General features: G+C 55.6%; 15 protein-coding genes. 4 read left to right on the forward strand and 11 right to left on the reverse strand.

What is annotated here, in order from left to right; translation table 11 throughout:
- Window positions 1–6 precede the first annotated feature (6 nt).
- Genes QNN88_RS20125 through QNN88_RS20135 form a run of 3 tightly spaced genes read right to left on the reverse strand, consistent with a single transcriptional unit; the run spans window position 7 to window position 1,021 of the window.
- Complete coding sequence (locus tag QNN88_RS20125; protein ID WP_042321633.1) at window positions 7–306, reverse strand: DUF4312 family protein; 300 nt, start codon at window positions 304–306, stop codon at window positions 7–9.
- 2 nt (window positions 307–308) lie between these two features.
- On the reverse strand, window positions 309–671 hold the full coding sequence (locus tag QNN88_RS20130) for an SFCGS family glycine-rich protein (RefSeq protein WP_012134368.1): 363 nt from the start codon (window positions 669–671) through the stop codon (window positions 309–311).
- An 11-nt stretch (window positions 672–682) separates the two neighbouring features.
- Window positions 683–1,021 (reverse strand): glycine dehydrogenase, encoded by a 339-nt coding sequence (locus QNN88_RS20135; protein WP_414241768.1) that lies wholly within the window; start codon window positions 1,019–1,021, stop codon window positions 683–685.
- A 434-nt stretch (window positions 1,022–1,455) separates the two neighbouring features.
- On the opposite strand from QNN88_RS20135, the gene QNN88_RS20140 reads away from it, so the two are divergent.
- Together QNN88_RS20140 and QNN88_RS20145 are read left to right on the forward strand one after the other, a co-directional pair.
- Entirely contained in the window at window positions 1,456–1,773 is a 318-nt protein-coding gene (locus tag QNN88_RS20140; protein ID WP_414241769.1) for a type II toxin-antitoxin system RelE/ParE family toxin, read from the forward strand.
- Window positions 1,757–2,047: a helix-turn-helix domain-containing protein gene (locus tag QNN88_RS20145; RefSeq protein ID WP_414241770.1), complete on the forward strand. Its 291-nt coding sequence runs from the start codon at window positions 1,757–1,759 to the stop codon at window positions 2,045–2,047. The genes QNN88_RS20140 and QNN88_RS20145 overlap by 17 nt, the downstream gene beginning before the upstream one ends.
- A 44-nt stretch (window positions 2,048–2,091) precedes the next feature.
- Here QNN88_RS20145 and cybC read toward each other — a convergent pair whose 3' ends face one another.
- A complete protein-coding gene (gene cybC / locus QNN88_RS20150; RefSeq protein ID WP_414241771.1) occupies window positions 2,092–2,478 on the reverse strand; it encodes a cytochrome b562 in 387 nt (128 codons plus the stop codon).
- A gap of 53 nt (window positions 2,479–2,531) precedes the next feature.
- Window positions 2,532–3,884, reverse strand: coding sequence for a metalloprotease PmbA (gene pmbA / locus QNN88_RS20155; protein WP_414241772.1), 1,353 nt, complete (start codon window positions 3,882–3,884; stop codon window positions 2,532–2,534).
- A gap of 94 nt (window positions 3,885–3,978) precedes the next feature.
- On the opposite strand from pmbA, the gene yjgA reads away from it, so the two are divergent.
- Window positions 3,979–4,530 (forward strand): ribosome biogenesis factor YjgA, encoded by a 552-nt coding sequence (gene yjgA, locus QNN88_RS20160; protein WP_414241773.1) that lies wholly within the window; start codon window positions 3,979–3,981, stop codon window positions 4,528–4,530.
- Between the two features lie 97 nt (window positions 4,531–4,627).
- On the opposite strand, the gene mpl is transcribed toward yjgA, so the two are convergent.
- Window positions 4,628–6,007 (reverse strand): UDP-N-acetylmuramate:L-alanyl-gamma-D-glutamyl-meso-diaminopimelate ligase, encoded by a 1,380-nt coding sequence (mpl, locus tag QNN88_RS20165; RefSeq protein WP_414241774.1) that lies wholly within the window; start codon window positions 6,005–6,007, stop codon window positions 4,628–4,630.
- 175 nt (window positions 6,008–6,182) lie between these two features.
- Between mpl and fbp the strand changes: the two genes are divergently transcribed.
- Window positions 6,183–7,181 (forward strand): class 1 fructose-bisphosphatase, encoded by a 999-nt coding sequence (fbp, locus tag QNN88_RS20170; RefSeq protein WP_414241775.1) that lies wholly within the window; start codon window positions 6,183–6,185, stop codon window positions 7,179–7,181.
- 67 nt (window positions 7,182–7,248) lie between these two features.
- On the opposite strand, the gene QNN88_RS20175 is transcribed toward fbp, so the two are convergent.
- From QNN88_RS20175 to ytfQ, 5 genes are all read right to left on the reverse strand, one after another.
- Window positions 7,249–8,361 carry a methyl-accepting chemotaxis protein gene (locus QNN88_RS20175; RefSeq protein ID WP_414241776.1) on the reverse strand — a complete coding sequence of 371 codons (1,113 nt, stop codon included), beginning with the start codon at window positions 8,359–8,361 and terminating at the stop codon, window positions 7,249–7,251.
- 81 nt (window positions 8,362–8,442) lie between these two features.
- Window positions 8,443–9,444, reverse strand: a complete 1,002-nt coding sequence (gene yjfF, locus QNN88_RS20180; RefSeq protein ID WP_414241777.1) for a galactofuranose ABC transporter, permease protein YjfF — start codon at window positions 9,442–9,444, stop codon at window positions 8,443–8,445.
- The gene (gene ytfT / locus QNN88_RS20185; RefSeq protein ID WP_414241778.1) at window positions 9,431–10,453 is read right to left on the reverse strand and encodes a galactofuranose ABC transporter, ATP-binding protein YtfT; all 1,023 of its coding nucleotides are present in this window, start codon (window positions 10,451–10,453) and stop codon (window positions 9,431–9,433) included. The genes yjfF and ytfT overlap by 14 nt, the downstream gene beginning before the upstream one ends.
- A 13-nt stretch (window positions 10,454–10,466) precedes the next feature.
- Complete coding sequence (gene ytfR, locus QNN88_RS20190; RefSeq protein ID WP_414241779.1) at window positions 10,467–11,969, reverse strand: galactofuranose ABC transporter, ATP-binding protein YtfR; 1,503 nt, start codon at window positions 11,967–11,969, stop codon at window positions 10,467–10,469.
- A 1,397-nt stretch (window positions 11,970–13,366) separates the two neighbouring features.
- Window positions 13,367–14,323, reverse strand: a complete 957-nt coding sequence (ytfQ, locus tag QNN88_RS20195; RefSeq protein WP_414241780.1) for a galactofuranose ABC transporter substrate-binding protein YtfQ — start codon at window positions 14,321–14,323, stop codon at window positions 13,367–13,369.
- Window positions 14,324–14,418 lie beyond the last annotated feature (95 nt).

Consider the following 14,418-nt stretch of genomic DNA (forward strand, 5'->3'; position numbering starts at 1 on the left):
CAAGAATCAGCGTTGCGAGACAAAATCCACCTTGTCCAGATTGATGGCTGTCACGTTGACGGTCACATCCAGCTCCACGCTGTACGTGCGTCGTTCCCGGCGCAGAAAGAAGAACAAAAACGCTTCTTTGCGCACCGCTTCACGCGCTTGAACAACCTGCACATCCTGTGGCTCAATACGCAGTAAAATATGCGGCGATGCCTTCATGACCGCGGCCTGAACGTGGTTCAGGGCATCGGCAAAGGCGCGCGCTTTGGCTTCGCCTTTACCGGTGACTCTCACCGTTGTGGTGAACTGTTCTTTCATACTCAGGCGCCGTATTTTTTCTGCCACGCCTGTACCAGACGTTCGCCAAGTTCTTCTTTATCCATAAAGCCGAACCCCAGCACGTTGCAGCCTTCGTTAATCGCCGTTACGCCTTCATCCACCGAGCGCATCCCATATTTGGCTTTGTAGCCGTATTTGTTCTGTGCAGTGATGGCGCCCGCGCCGCCGCTGCCGCAAAAAGAGATGCCGAACGTGGCGTTTTCCGCTTTCATCACGTCACCTAGTTTCATATCCGCGGCGACGCCTGGCACCACCACCGCACGGCCACCGGCTTTCTCAACGCCCGCTGCCACTTTCTGGCCTTTACCCAGACGATCGCCAATCACGACTGTAATCTGTTCCATGTTGTTGCTCCTTAAAGGTTGTCTTTTGCGACTTCAAAGTGGACCGACAGCAGCCAGGCTTCTTCCTCTGGAAGATTGCCAAATGCAGCAACTACTTCGCGGGCAAGCGCCATTGAATCGGCTGATATTTCATCAAATAAACTGGCTTCCACTTCCGGCAAAGGCTCTCCGGTCACTGACCGGTGCGCCATGGCGCGAACATGAGACGTCAGCATTTGTTCCTGTACGGCGTTGGGAATGATGTGATGGTCACGCAGCAAGGCATACACTTGCGCCAACATGCGATCGGCCAGTTCACCAGGCTGCGTCACCTGTTCCCCCATATCGTTCACTACTGCTCCGTTATTCACTCGTCATACCCCGTTAATGGCTCTGAGTTAAAACTAACGGTGGAGGTAAAAAGTTTGTAGCGAGTTGTTTTCCACTTCGAAGTGGAAAGGCGAGTGGCGATAGTGATCTGTTCCACAGAAAAGGCGGTTTTGCTGATTTATCGCTGGAGAAGTGTGATTTTATTCACAGATATCAACGGCGTTTCGCTGCGACGCCAGCAGAGATGAAAGTCTGAAACTGTGAGTAAGGAGCGATTTTCAACCGTTGTATCCAAAAAACTTATGACGGATCTCTGCGAGGCACGCCGCAGAGACTGTGTCTCATTCTGGTGTGAAACGCGTCATTGCAGGAAGATACCGCCATTTTCAGTCCTCTCTTTAAAAAGAGGACCTTCCTAAATTAGCCTATAAGCTAATTTAGCTTTTATGTTAATATTTAATCAGGGAAAGATGCCGTGTTTACCGTCATGCTGCATGTCGACGTTGCCAGTGAACTGGCCGGATTGCCGCCCATCGTCAGGGCGAAAATGATTCGCTTAATCGATAAGTTAAAAATTAATGCGACAGCACTACGTGAACCCGACAGCAAACCTCTTGGCGCAGGTCTGTTTGAGATTCGCACTATGGGAACCGAAACAGGCCGTGGTCTTTATGTCTATCAGAAAAACAAAACCATTTACCTGTTACGCGTATTCATGAAGAAAACGCCCAGACAAGAAATGATGTTGGCCTTCAAAAGGCTGGAGGAGATGCTCAATGACCAGGAAAGCTAAAAGTGTCGCCTGGGAAGAAGTCAGAGCGGACCTGATGTCCGATCCTGAAGTACAAGCGGCAATGGAAGCAGAAGATCGAAAGGCTCGTCTACAAGCTATGCTCGCACAATGGCGTAATCACGCAGGATTAACTCGGGCGCAGGTTGCAGAAAGAATGGGGGTAACGCCGCCGACAGTCTCCAGAATGGAAGCGAATATTATCAAGGCCAGTCTTGAAACGATCGCTCGTTACGCCAGAGCCTGCGGAATTAAACATCCGCAAATTTTCCTGTGATGGTTCACCTGATGTCCCACTGAGACATCAGGTGAAAAAGAGAATTAACGATACTTCTTATGATAGGCGTTGCGGGTGGTTTTGAATTCTTCCGCCGCGGCCTGAGCTTCTTTGACTTTACCTTCATTTGCCAGCTTCAGCGCGCCGTCGATCTGGCCGACCAGAACGTCGAAACCATGACGGAAATCTTTCATTTCCGGGCTGTCCGCTGCTTTATCTTCCAGTTTTGGCGGCGTCGCTTTTTGCGCGTCCAGCGCAGCGGCACGCATATGGGTTAACGCGTCTTTCACTTGCGTGGCGTTATCCGCCTTCTCGATCACCTTCAGGTTATCGTTAAGGATTTCCATATTATCTTCCAGATCGGCGGCGAACACGGAAGAGCCCAAAACTAACGTTGAAGCTGCGACGATTGCTAACAGATGTTTACGCATTGCTCACTTCCTTTTTTTTATTGTTATGGCGCGGCAGGTCGCGCCACAGAGGATTACTGCCCGGCGATTTTCATCTCCGGCAACAGTACTGAACCACACTGTATATTGCTACGCGTTTCAATATCGTTACCAACTGTCACAATATTGCGCCACATCTCTTTTAAGTTTCCGGCGATGGTGATTTCGCTCACAGGGTACTGAATTTCCCCGTTTTCAACCCAGAAACCGGCTGCGCCACGGGAGTAATCCCCGGTGATACCGCTCACGCCCTGGCCCATCAGTTCGGTGACCACCAGCCCGGTGCCCATCTCTTTAAGCAACTGCTCAAAGTTCAGCCCCTGACCGGCAATGCGCCAGTTATGAATGCCGCCAGCATGACCGGTGCTTTTCAGCCCCAGCTTACGGGCGGAATAGTTGGTCAGCAGCCATTGGGTCAACACGCCATTTTTCACAATGTCACGACGTTCCGTGCGCACGCCTTCGCTGTCGAACGGCGAAGAAGCCAGTCCTTTCAGCAGGTGCGGGTGTTCTTCAATGGTCAGCCATTCCGGCAGAATTTGTTTGCCCAGCGAATCCAGCAGGAATGTCGATTTACGATATACCGAACCGCCCGCAATCGCGCCAACCAGATGACCAAACAGCCCGGTCGCCACTTCGTTGGCAAAAATCACGGGCGCTTTCATGGTCGAGAGTTTACGCGGCGAGAGGCGGGACAACGTGCGACGAGCGCAGTCTGCGCCCACCCATTCCGGCGTTTGCAGATCGCCCATCGCACGACCAATGCTGTAGGCGTAATCGCGCTCCATATCGCCGTTTTCTTCGGCAATGACGCAGCTGGAAAGCGAATGGCGGGTGGAACAATAACCCTGCAACATGCCGTGGCTGTTGCCGAACACTTTGATGCCGTAGTGGCTGTTAAAGCTGCCGCCTTCGGTATTGGTGATGCGCTTATCGGCCTGCAAAGCGGCCTGCTCAGCCCGCGCCGCCAGTTCGATGGCCTCATCCGGAGAAATCTCAGCCGGGTGAAACAAGTCCAGATCCGGCGCGTCAAAAGCCAGTAATTCTTTATCGGCCACGCCAGTACACGGATCCGGCGAGGTATAGCGCGCGATATCCAGCGCCGCCTGGACGGTACGGGCAATCGCCTGCGGGCTTAAATCGGTCGATGAGGCGCTGCCTTTGCGGTTCTGATGGTAAACGGTAATCCCCAGCGCACCATCGCTATTGAATTCGACATTCTCCACTTCACCATAACGGGTGCTAACGCTAATGCCGGTCGTTTTGCTTACGGCGACTTCCGCCCCGTCCGATTTGCCTGAGGCTAACTCCAGCGCTGTCGAAACTGCTTCTTCCAGAATCTTACGCTGCGCTTCAACTTGTGAGATTACTTTCATCGCAAATGCCATAATGTAGAGAGAGTTTTTTGAAGTCTAACAGAGAACCGTTTTTCAGTGCGCATCTTAACTGGTAACATTAGCCTCTTTTTTTAAGGAGCCTGAAATGACAAAGCAGCCCGAAGACTGGCTCGACGACGTTCCCGGTGATGACATCGAAGACGAAGACGATGAAATTATCTGGGTCAGCAAAAGTGAAATTAAACGCGATGCCGAGGAGCTAAAACGCCTGGGCGCGGAACTGGTGGATCTGGGGAAAAACGCGCTGGACAAAATCCCGCTTGATGCAGACCTGCGTGCCGCCATTGAGCTGGCGCAGCGTATCAAGATGGAAGGCCGCCGCCGCCAGTTGCAGCTGATTGGTAAAATGCTGCGCCAACGCGAGGTGGATCCCATCCGCCAGGCGCTGGATAAACTGAAAAACCGCCACAACCAACAGGTGGTGTTGTTTCACAAGCTTGAGCATCTGCGCGATCGTCTGATCGATGAAGGTGATGACGCGGTAGAAGAGGTGCTGAATCTGTGGCCGCACGCCGATCGCCAGCAGTTGCGCTCGCTGATCCGCAATGCGAAGAAAGAGAAAGAAGGGAATAAGCCGCCGAAATCGGCACGGCAGATTTTCCAGTATCTGCGTGAACTGGCGGAAAACGAACAGTAATCCCGTACGCTGGATATGCCGGATGGCGACGTAAAACGTCTTATCCGGCCTACAAGCCCGTAGGCCCGGTAAGCGTCAGCGTCACCGGGCATTTTTCTTACTCTTCAGCTTGTGCTTCGGCTTTCTTCGCCAGACCGTCCAGCAGTTTCTGGTGAATTCCACCAAACCCACCGTTACTCATCACCAGAATGTGATCGCCTGGCTGCGCCGTTTTCACGATCATTTCTGCCAGCGTATCGACATCGCCACTCCAGTGAGCAGGCTGGATGCAGGCTTCCGCCACTTCCGCGACTTGCCACGGAATATGCGGCGGCTGCAGCAGATAGACTTCATCCGCACGGCCCAATGACGGTGCCAGATCGTCTTTGCACAGTCCCATCTTCATGGTGTTAGAACGCGGCTCCAGCACGGCGATGATACGCGCCGTGCCGCCTACTTTGCCGCGAAGCGCTGCAAGCGTCGCCAGAATCGCCGTCGGGTGATGGGCAAAATCGTCATAAACCGTGACGCCGTTTGCTTCACCGCGCAGTTCCAGACGGCGACGGGCATTAATGAATGACCCCAACGCCTGAGCGGCATCTGCCGGTTGTACGCCAACGTGACGGGCCGCGGCAATGGCCATCAGACCATTGTGCATGTTGTGCTCGCCGACCAGCGACCACTTCACGTCGCCGACCTTTTCCCCGTCCAGCCACACTTCCCATTCCGAAGCATCGATATTCAGCTTTTTCGCCTGCCAGTGGCCCTGTTCGCCCACCAGCTCCTGTTCGCTCCAGCAACCCATTGCCAGCGTCTGCTTCAGGTTGATGTCGTGTTCCGGCCAGATAATACGTCCCTGCCCCGGCACAATACGGACCAGATGGTGGAACTGCTTTTGGATCGCTTTCAGATCGTCAAAGATATCCGCATGATCAAACTCAAGGTTGTTGAGGATCAGCGTGCGCGGGCAGTAGTGTACAAACTTAGAGCGTTTATCGAAGAAGGCGCAATCGTACTCATCCGCTTCAATCACGAAGAAGTCGCTTTCACCCAGACGCGCAGAAACGTCAAAGTTCCCCGGTACGCCGCCAATCACAAAACCGGGTTTGTAGCCGCAGGCTTCCAGAATCCAGGTCGCCATGCCAGCCGTCGTGGTTTTACCGTGCGTTCCCGCAACGGCCAGCACCCAACGATCGCGCAGCACAAAGTCATGCAGCCACTGCGGACCGGACATGAACGGAATGTTCTTCTCCAGCACCGCCTCAACGCACGGATTTCCACGGGTCATGGCATTGCCAATGATCACCAGATCCGGCTGCGGTTCAAGCTGACTGGGGTCATAACCCTGAATCAAATCAATGCCCTGATTCTCAAGCAAGGTGCTCATCGGCGGATACACATTGGCGTCCGAACCCGTTACTTCATGACCGAGCGAGCGTGCCAGCATCGCCAGACCGCCCATGAACGTGCCACAAATTCCCAAAATATGAATGCGCATACGTCACTATCCTAATTTAACCCAGGGGGCATTTTACGCATATGTCAGGCAAGTGAGAAACGCATTTCAGGATTATCCGTAGTTTGCTGGCGCGATTCACCTGAGCGCAGGCACTGAAATATTTGTTAAGATTGTTACGGTCGCTTTACTCCATATTAATTGCAGGGAAAGTGTTATGAAAACGTTAGGTGAATTTATTGTCGAGAAGCAGCACGAGTTCTCTCATGCTACAGGTGAGCTCACTGCGTTGTTGTCGGCAATAAAGCTGGGCGCCAAGATCATCCACCGCGATATCAACAAGGCCGGTCTGGTCGATATCCTGGGTGCCAGCGGTGCTGAGAACGTGCAGGGAGAGGTTCAGCAGAAACTCGACCTGTTTGCGAACGAAAAACTGAAAGCTGCACTCAAGGCGCGCGATATCGTCGCGGGCATTGCCTCTGAAGAAGAAGATGAAATTGTCGTTTTCGAAGGCTGTGAACATGCGAAGTACGTGGTGCTGATGGATCCACTGGATGGGTCGTCCAACATCGATGTTAACGTCTCAGTCGGGACCATCTTCTCTATCTACCGTCGCGTGACGCCAGTTGGCACCCCGGTCACCGAAGAAGATTTCCTGCAACCAGGCAACAAGCAGGTCGCTGCGGGTTACGTGGTTTACGGCTCCTCCACCATGCTGGTTTACACCACCGGCTGCGGCGTCCACGCCTTTACTTACGATCCGTCGCTTGGCGTGTTCTGTCTGAGCCAGGAACGTATGCGCTTCCCGGAGAAAGGCAACACCTACTCCATCAACGAAGGCAACTACATCCGCTTCCCGAACGGCGTGAAGAAGTACATTAAATTCTGCCAGGAAGAGGATAAATCCACCCAGCGCCCGTATACCTCGCGCTACATCGGCTCACTGGTTGCTGACTTCCATCGTAACCTGCTGAAAGGCGGGATCTACCTTTACCCAAGCACCGCCAGCCACCCGGAAGGGAAACTGCGTCTGCTGTACGAGTGCAACCCAATGGCGTTCCTTGCGGAGCAAGCGGGCGGTAAGGCGAGCGATGGTAAAGAGCGCATTCTGGATATCACCCCGGAAAGCCTGCACCAGCGCCGTTCGTTCTTTGTCGGCAACAACCATATGGTTGAAGATGTAGAACGCTTTATCCGGGAATTCCCGGACGCGTAATTTCCCCGCTAACGCTTATCCGGCCTACAATCGCTGCGTAGGCCGGATAAAACATCAGTATTTCACATCAGGCCGACTGCAATTTAAACGACGCCATCGCTTCAATCAGCGCGTGGGACTGTTCTTCCAGCGAACGGGTCGCTGCAGAAGATTGTTGCACTAACGCCGCGTTCTGCTGCGCCGTTTCATCCATCTGACTCACCGCGATATTGACCTGCTCTATGCCGCGACTCTGCTCCTGCGACGCGCTGGCGATCTCGCGCATCAGCTTCGTCATCCGCATCACTTCGCTGGCGATTTCATCCATCGTTTCGCCCGCCTGCATCGCCAGATCGCTGCCCTCACCTACCTGCGACTGCGAGTCGCCAATCAGCGTACGGATCTCTTTTGCCGCTTCCGCGCTGCGGCTCGCCAGGTTACGCACCTCCCCCGCCACAACGGCAAATCCACGCCCCTGCTCTCCCGCCCGTGCGGCTTCAACAGAGGCGTTCAGCGCCAGAATATTGGTCTGGAACGCAATGCCGTCGATCACGCCAAGAATGTCGGCAATACGGTTGGAACTGCCAGAAATGTCGCGCATTTTTTCAATGACATAGCAAACCATTTCACTGCCGCGATCGGCAGTATCAGAGACCGATTTCGCCAGTTGATGCGCCTGATCGGCGTTTTCCGCATTCTGTTTCACCGTTGCCGTCAGTTCTTCCATACTGGCAGCGGTCTGTTCCAGCGAGGTGGCGGTTGATTCGGTACGCGTCGCCAGATGAATGTTGCCTGCCGTCAGTTCACGACTGCCGGTGTCTATCTGTGAACTGGCGTCGCGGACGCGTTTGACGGACTCGCTCAGCGCCACGCGCATCCCTTCGAGCGCAGCCTGCAGGCGATTGAACCCGGCGCTGGCATAGCGGCTTTGTGCCGCCGACAAATCCCCCGTCGCCAGGCGTTCGAGCTGTTCAACGACATTGTCGAGCGGTTTCAGGAGCTTATTACGCAATAACAGCCAGACCACCGCCAGCAGAGCGATGGCCGTCAGCGTCGTGGCGGTCATCACCCCGTAATAGATCCATGAGGTGATGATTCGCGTGGAAGCGTAAATCCCCATGCCGCCGGTTAACAGCAGTAGCAAGGTAATCAGCGACAATAAAACCAGGAGAGTCTTTCGTAGGGAGAGAGATGTTGGCATTGTTATTTTCCGGTTGAAGGATATACAGAAACTATCGACAACAACCGGAAAAAGTTTAGGTGTTTAACTAAAATCCGCGTCTCACTTCGGCGTCGTTGCCGGGCCGACTCGCGTGACTGGCGAACTCTGACGATTTTCCCACAGCACCGTCAGACCACGCTGCAACGCAATGAAAACAAATAACAAAACGCCAATGGCAATTTTCGTCCACCACGAACTGAGCGTACCGTCAAAGTTAATGTAGGTCTGGATCAGCCCCTGGATCGCCACGCCAAACAGCGTTCCAAGAACTGTACCGACCCCACCGCTGAGCAACGTACCGCCAATCACCACTGAAGCGATAGCATCCAGCTCTACGCCCACTCCGGCCAACGCATAACCGGCCTGGGTGTAGACAGAGAAGACAATCCCGGCGAGCGTCGCCAGCCCGGTCGACAGCATATAAATGCGGATCGTCGTGCTGCGGGTGGAAATCCCCATCAGGTTCGCCGACGTCGCATTCCCGCCAATGGCATACACCTGATTACCAAACCGGGTGCGATGCGCGAGGAAAATCCCAATAACCACCACCGCCAGCATCAACAATCCCATCGCGCTCAGACGTCCGCCGCCGGGGATTTTCCACGCCAGGCTGGAGAGCGTGTCGTAAATGGGATGGTTAATCGGGATCGACTCTTCCGATACCAGGTAACTGACCCCGCGCAGAAAAAACATCCCCGCAAGCGTGATGATAAAGGCCGGGATCTTCAGCGCATCGATCAGTAACCCCATGAACGCGCCAAACGCGCAGCCCATCGCCAGCACCAACGGAAACGCCAGCAGCGGCGAAATCCCCCAATAGCCAATCGCTTTGGCGAGAAATACCCCGGTAAAGGCGATCACCGAGCCCACGGAGAGATCGATCCCGCCGGAGAGGATCACAAAGGTCATCCCCACGGCAATGATCCCCAGGAAGGCGTTATCGGTCAGAATGTTGCAGATCACGCGCGTGGAGGCAAAGCCGGGAAACTGCGTCAGACAGTAGAGATAACCCAGCACGAAAACCCCGAGGGTGATCATTAACGGTAAATTACGTTTTATCACGACCACGCACTCCTTTTAGCAGGCTGATAAAGCGCTGTGACTGCACAATCAGTACGCACAGCACCACGATGGCTTTGACCACCTGGTTCATCTCCGGCGGGAAGCCGGAAAGCAGGATCCCGGTGTTCATCCCCTGAATAATCAGCGCGCCCACCACCGACAACAGCAGATTAAAGCGCCCGCCCATCAGAGATCCGCCGCCAATCACCACCGCCAGAATAGCGTCCAGCTCCAGCCACAATCCGGCGTTGTTAGCATCGGCGCCGCGAATATCCGCCGTGACGATGATCCCGGCAATCGCCGCGCACAGCCCGCTCAACACATAGGTGAGCATAACGATGACTCGTGTGTTCACCCCGGCATTTTTCGCCGCCCGGATGTTAATCCCCACGGCTTCAATAAACATCCCGAGCGCCGTTCGCCGGGTCAACAGCCAGAACAGCAGCAGCGTGATCAGCGCGATAATTACCGGCGTCGGAAACAGCAGCAGCGATCCGCTGCCGAACCAGGAGAGCGTGGGCGAGTTGAAGGTGACGATTTGCCCGGAGGTGATCAGTTGCGCCACCCCGCGTCCCGCGACCATCAGGATCAGCGTGGCGACAAACGGCTGAATTTTGAGGATCGCCACCAGTATGCCGTTCCATAATCCAGCCAGAACACCGGTGCCTAACGCGGCGAGCAGCACCACCGGCAGACTGTGTCCGGCGACGGTCATCGCGGCGGTCGTGGCTCCGGCAATCGCCATCACTGCGCCAACAGAAAGGTCAATGCCGCCGGTGGCAATCACCAGCGTCATCCCGATAGCCAGCAGCGCGACGGGAGCGGCGCGATTAAGAATATCGATTGGGCTGCCGAACAGACGCCCGTCCTGCAACACAATCTGGTAAAAGTGCGGGGCAACGAGGCTGTCCACCAGCAGTACCAGCAGCAGCGCAATCAGCTGCGGCATGCCGGTCGGCCAGCGAAAGCGTCGCTTCGGCGGCGTGGTTTGCGGGAGAGATTGAGGCATCACAAGAGTCTCCTTACGCCGCGATGGCGTTCATGATCGCCGGAACGGACAGTTCAGCCAGCGGGATCTCCGCCACCTGTTTGCGATCGCGCATGATGATCACCCTGTCCGCATACCCCACCAGTTCCTCCAGCTCCGAGGAGATCACCAGTAGCGCCAGACCATCGGCGCACAGCGTTTCGATCAGGCGGATGATCTCGGCATGCGCGCCAACGTCGATCCCACGCGTTGGCTCATCGAGGATCAGAAACTGTGGTTTGGTGAGCAACCAGCGCGACAGCAGCACTTTTTGCTGATTGCCGCCGGAGAGAAATTCGATCGGCTGCTCTGCGCTGGGGGTGCGAATGCCAAGCTGGCGGATAAAGCGCTCGGCAATGTCGTTTTGCTCTTTGCGCGCAATCGGCCGCAGCCAGCCGCGCTGGGCCTGTAATGCCAGGATAATGTTTTCGCGCACCGAGGCGGCAGCAATAATACCGTCCGTTTTTCTGTCCTCCGGGCAGAAGCCGATGCCAAGGCATGACGCCTGATGAGGGGATCGCAGCGTCTGCGGTTTGCCTTTGATCAGCGCGCTGCCGCTGTCCGCCGGTTTGATACCGAAGATCACTTCAGCTGTTTCGGTGCGTCCGGATCCAAGCAGTCCCGCCAGACCGACGATCTCACCAGGTCGGACTTCAAGATCGAACGGGGCGATCGTTCCCTTCTTGCCAAAGTTTTTAAAGGCCGCGACGGGTTTGTCGCTCAGCAGGGTTCGTCCCGCGCGCTGTAGTGCATGGGTATCCAGCTCGCGTCCCAGCATCATTTTGACCAGTTCAATCTGCGGCAGCTCGCGGGTTTCCCGGCAGCCGACAAAACTGCCGTTACGCAGGACGGTGATCCGATCGCTGACCTGATAGACCTGATCGAGGAAATGGGTGACGAAGATCAGACTCACGCCGCGATCGCGCAGATGGCGCATCAGGCCGAACAGCATCTCCACTTCTTGCGTATCGAGACTGGCGGTGGGTTCATCAAGGATCAACACCTTCGCCGAGAGATCGATCGCCCGACAGATCGCCACGATCTGCTGCATCGCCACGGAAAAGCGGTTCAGCGGTTCACGCACGTCGAGAGAAAAGCCATAAGACGCCATCAGCGCCGTGGCGCGCTTTTCCATCTCTTTGCGCCGTAGCAGGCCAAATCGACGCGGTTCACGACCAATAAACAGGTTATCCGCCACCGACATATTCGGTAGCAGGTTCACTTCCTGATAGACCGTGCCAATGCCCAGCTGTTGGGCATGTGCGGTATTTCTGGGGGAGATGGCACTGCCTTCCAGCCAGATAGTCCCGCGATCGGCATGATAGACGCCGGTCAGCGCTTTGATGAGCGTGGATTTTCCGGCGCCGTTTTCACCGAGCAGCGCCATAATTTCGCCGCGACGCAGACTGAAATCGACGTTATCCAGCGCTTTGACGCCAGGAAAGAATTTACTTAATCCCTCTGTACGGAGGATCTCCTGGTGTTGTTCCGCGATCATAATTGCCCTCCGCGACAAGAGTGTGGCTCTGGAGGCCCGTAGGCCGGATAAGGCGGTTACGCCGTCATCCGGCAGAACATTTGCCTGATGGCGCTACGCTTATCAGGCCTACAGTGCGTAGTTTGTAGGCCGGATAAAACGCTGTGCGTCGCCATCCGGCACCCCAACGCCTGATGGCGCTGCGCTTATCAGGCCTACAGTGCTGGTTTGTAGGCCGGATAAGACGCTCTGCGTCGCCATCCGGCACCCCAACGCCTGATGGCGCTACGCTTATCAGGCCTACGGTGCGAGTTTGTAGGCCGGATAAGACGCTCTGCGTCGCCATCCGGCACCCCAACGCCTGATGGCGCTACGCTTATCAGGCCTACAGTGCGAGTTTGTAGGCCGGATAAGATGCTGTGCGTCGCCATCCGGCCCCCCAACGCCTGATGGCGCTACGCTTATCAGGCCTACAGTGCGAGTTTGTAGGCCGGATAAGACGCTGTGCGTCGCCATCCGGCACCCCAACGCCTGATGGCGCTGCGCTTATCAGGCCTACGGTGCGAGTTTGTAGGCCGGATAAGACGCTCTGCGTCGCCATCCGGCACCCCAACGCCTGATGGCGCTACGCTTATCAGGCCTACAGTGCGAGTCTGTAGGCCGGATAAGACGCTGTGCGTCGCCATCCGGCACCCCAACGCCTGATGGCGCTACGCTTATCAGGCCTACGGTGCGTGTTTGTAGGCCGGATAAGACGCTGTGCGTCGCCATCCGGCAGAACATTTGCCTGATGGCGCTGCGCTTATCAGGCCTACGGTGCGTGTTTGTAGGCCGGATAAGACGCTCTGCGTCGCCATCCGGCACCCCAACGCCTGATGGCGCTGCACTTATCAGGCCTACGGTGCGAGTTCGTAGGCCGGATAAGACGCTCTGCGTCGCCATCCGGCAGAACATTTGCCTGATGGCGCTACGCTTATCAGGCCTACGGTGCTGGTTTGTAGGCCGGATAAGACGCTCTGCGTCGCCATCCGGCACCCCAACGCCTGATGGCGCTGCGCTTATCAGGCCTACGGTGCGAGTCTGTAGGCCGGATAAGACGCTCTGCGTCGTCATCCGGCCCCCCAACACCTGATGGCGCTGCGCTTATCAGGCCTACGGTGCGAGTTTGTAGGCCGGATAAGACGCTCTGCGTCGCCATCCGGCACCCCAACGCCTGATGGCGCTGCGCTTATCAGGCCTACGGTGCGTAGTTTGTAGGCCGGATAAGACGCTGTGCGCCGTCATCCGGCACCCCAACGCCTGATGGCGCTGCGCTTATCAGGCCTACGGTGCGAGTTTGTAGGCCGGATAAGACGCTGTGCGTCGCCATCCGGCACCCCAACGCCTGATGGCGTATCAGGCCTACAGAGAACCCGAACTTAGTAGCCCATGTTTTTCTTCTTCTCTAACTCTTCTTTCGCGGTATCCGGCAGATACAGCGTGGACTTGGTGATCGTGACCTTCTCAGGCATCGTGCCGTCTTTCTTGAATTTCTCGAGCGCGTCGAAGGCCGGCCCCGCCATATTCGGCGTCAGTTCCACGCTGGCATTCGCTTCACCGTCGATCATCGCTTTATAAATATCCGGTACGCCGTCAATAGAACCGGTCAGAATATCTTTGCCCGGTTTCAGCCCCGCTTCTTTGATCGCCTGGATAGCGCCGATCACCATGTCATCGTTATGGGCGTAAACCATGCAGATGTTCTTGCCGTTGTTCTCGGCTTTGATAAAGCTCTCCATCACTTCTTTCCCCTTACTGCGGGTGAAGTCACCGGACTGAGAGCGGATGATTTTGATGTTTGGCGCTTTGGCGATGGCTTCAGCAAACCCTTTCTTCCGGTCAATCGCCACGCTGGCGCCGACGGTGCCCTGCAGCTCAACCACATTACACGGCTTACCGTTCACCTCTTTGATCAGCCAGTCGCCGATCAATTGACCCTCCAGCACGTTGTTAGCGGTGACGGTGGTCATATAGAGAGATTTGTCTTTGACATCGATGGAACGATCGAGCAAGAAGACCGGGATCTCGGCATCTTTCGCTTCCTTCAGCACTGGCTCCCATCCTGTTGCCACCACGGGCGCAATAAAGATGGCATCAACGCCCTGTGCCACAAACGAACGCACGGCTTTAATCTGGTTTTCTTGTTTTTGCTGACCGTCAGCGATTTTCAGCGTGATGCCGCGCTTCTCGGCCTCGCTTTTCGCCACGTTGGTCTCTGCGGCGCGCCAGCCGGATTCAGAGCCGACCTGCGAAAATCCTACGGTTAATGGGGCGGCCAGGGCCATAGACGACATGGCTGCCGAAACTGCTGTGACTAAAAGTAAGCGCTTCCACATAACTGTGTCCTCGTAGGGTAGGTTTATTGTTGGTTAAGAAACAGTCGCGAAAAAACTATAGACAATCGAACATGTAACGGATTGCGTTACATCAC

Origin of the sequence: Citrobacter sp. ANG330 (genome assembly GCF_047467925.1) — a bacterium.
Lineage (GTDB): Bacteria > Pseudomonadota > Gammaproteobacteria > Enterobacterales > Enterobacteriaceae > Citrobacter_A > Citrobacter_A amalonaticus_G.

Excerpts from the sequence above, each read along its gene's own strand:
- QNN88_RS20175 (WP_414241776.1), bottom strand. The coding sequence starts at position 8,361 with ATGCCAACATCTCTCTCCCTACGAAAGACTCTCCTGGTTTTATTGTCG.
- yjgA (WP_414241773.1), top strand. The coding sequence starts at position 3,979 with ATGACAAAGCAGCCCGAAGACTGGCTCGACGACGTTCCCGGTGATGAC.
- pmbA (WP_414241772.1), bottom strand. The coding sequence starts at position 3,884 with ATGGCATTTGCGATGAAAGTAATCTCACAAGTTGAAGCGCAGCGTAAG.
- QNN88_RS20145 (WP_414241770.1), top strand. The coding sequence starts at position 1,757 with ATGACCAGGAAAGCTAAAAGTGTCGCCTGGGAAGAAGTCAGAGCGGAC.
- QNN88_RS20130 (WP_012134368.1), bottom strand. The coding sequence starts at position 671 with ATGGAACAGATTACAGTCGTGATTGGCGATCGTCTGGGTAAAGGCCAG.
- cybC (WP_414241771.1), bottom strand. The coding sequence starts at position 2,478 with ATGCGTAAACATCTGTTAGCAATCGTCGCAGCTTCAACGTTAGTTTTG.
- QNN88_RS20125 (WP_042321633.1), bottom strand. The coding sequence starts at position 306 with ATGAAAGAACAGTTCACCACAACGGTGAGAGTCACCGGTAAAGGCGAA.
- fbp (WP_414241775.1), top strand. The coding sequence starts at position 6,183 with ATGAAAACGTTAGGTGAATTTATTGTCGAGAAGCAGCACGAGTTCTCT.
- ytfT (WP_414241778.1), bottom strand. The coding sequence starts at position 10,453 with ATGCCTCAATCTCTCCCGCAAACCACGCCGCCGAAGCGACGCTTTCGC.
- ytfQ (WP_414241780.1), bottom strand. The coding sequence starts at position 14,323 with ATGTGGAAGCGCTTACTTTTAGTCACAGCAGTTTCGGCAGCCATGTCG.
- ytfR (WP_414241779.1), bottom strand. The coding sequence starts at position 11,969 with ATGATCGCGGAACAACACCAGGAGATCCTCCGTACAGAGGGATTAAGT.
- mpl (WP_414241774.1), bottom strand. The coding sequence starts at position 6,007 with ATGCGCATTCATATTTTGGGAATTTGTGGCACGTTCATGGGCGGTCTG.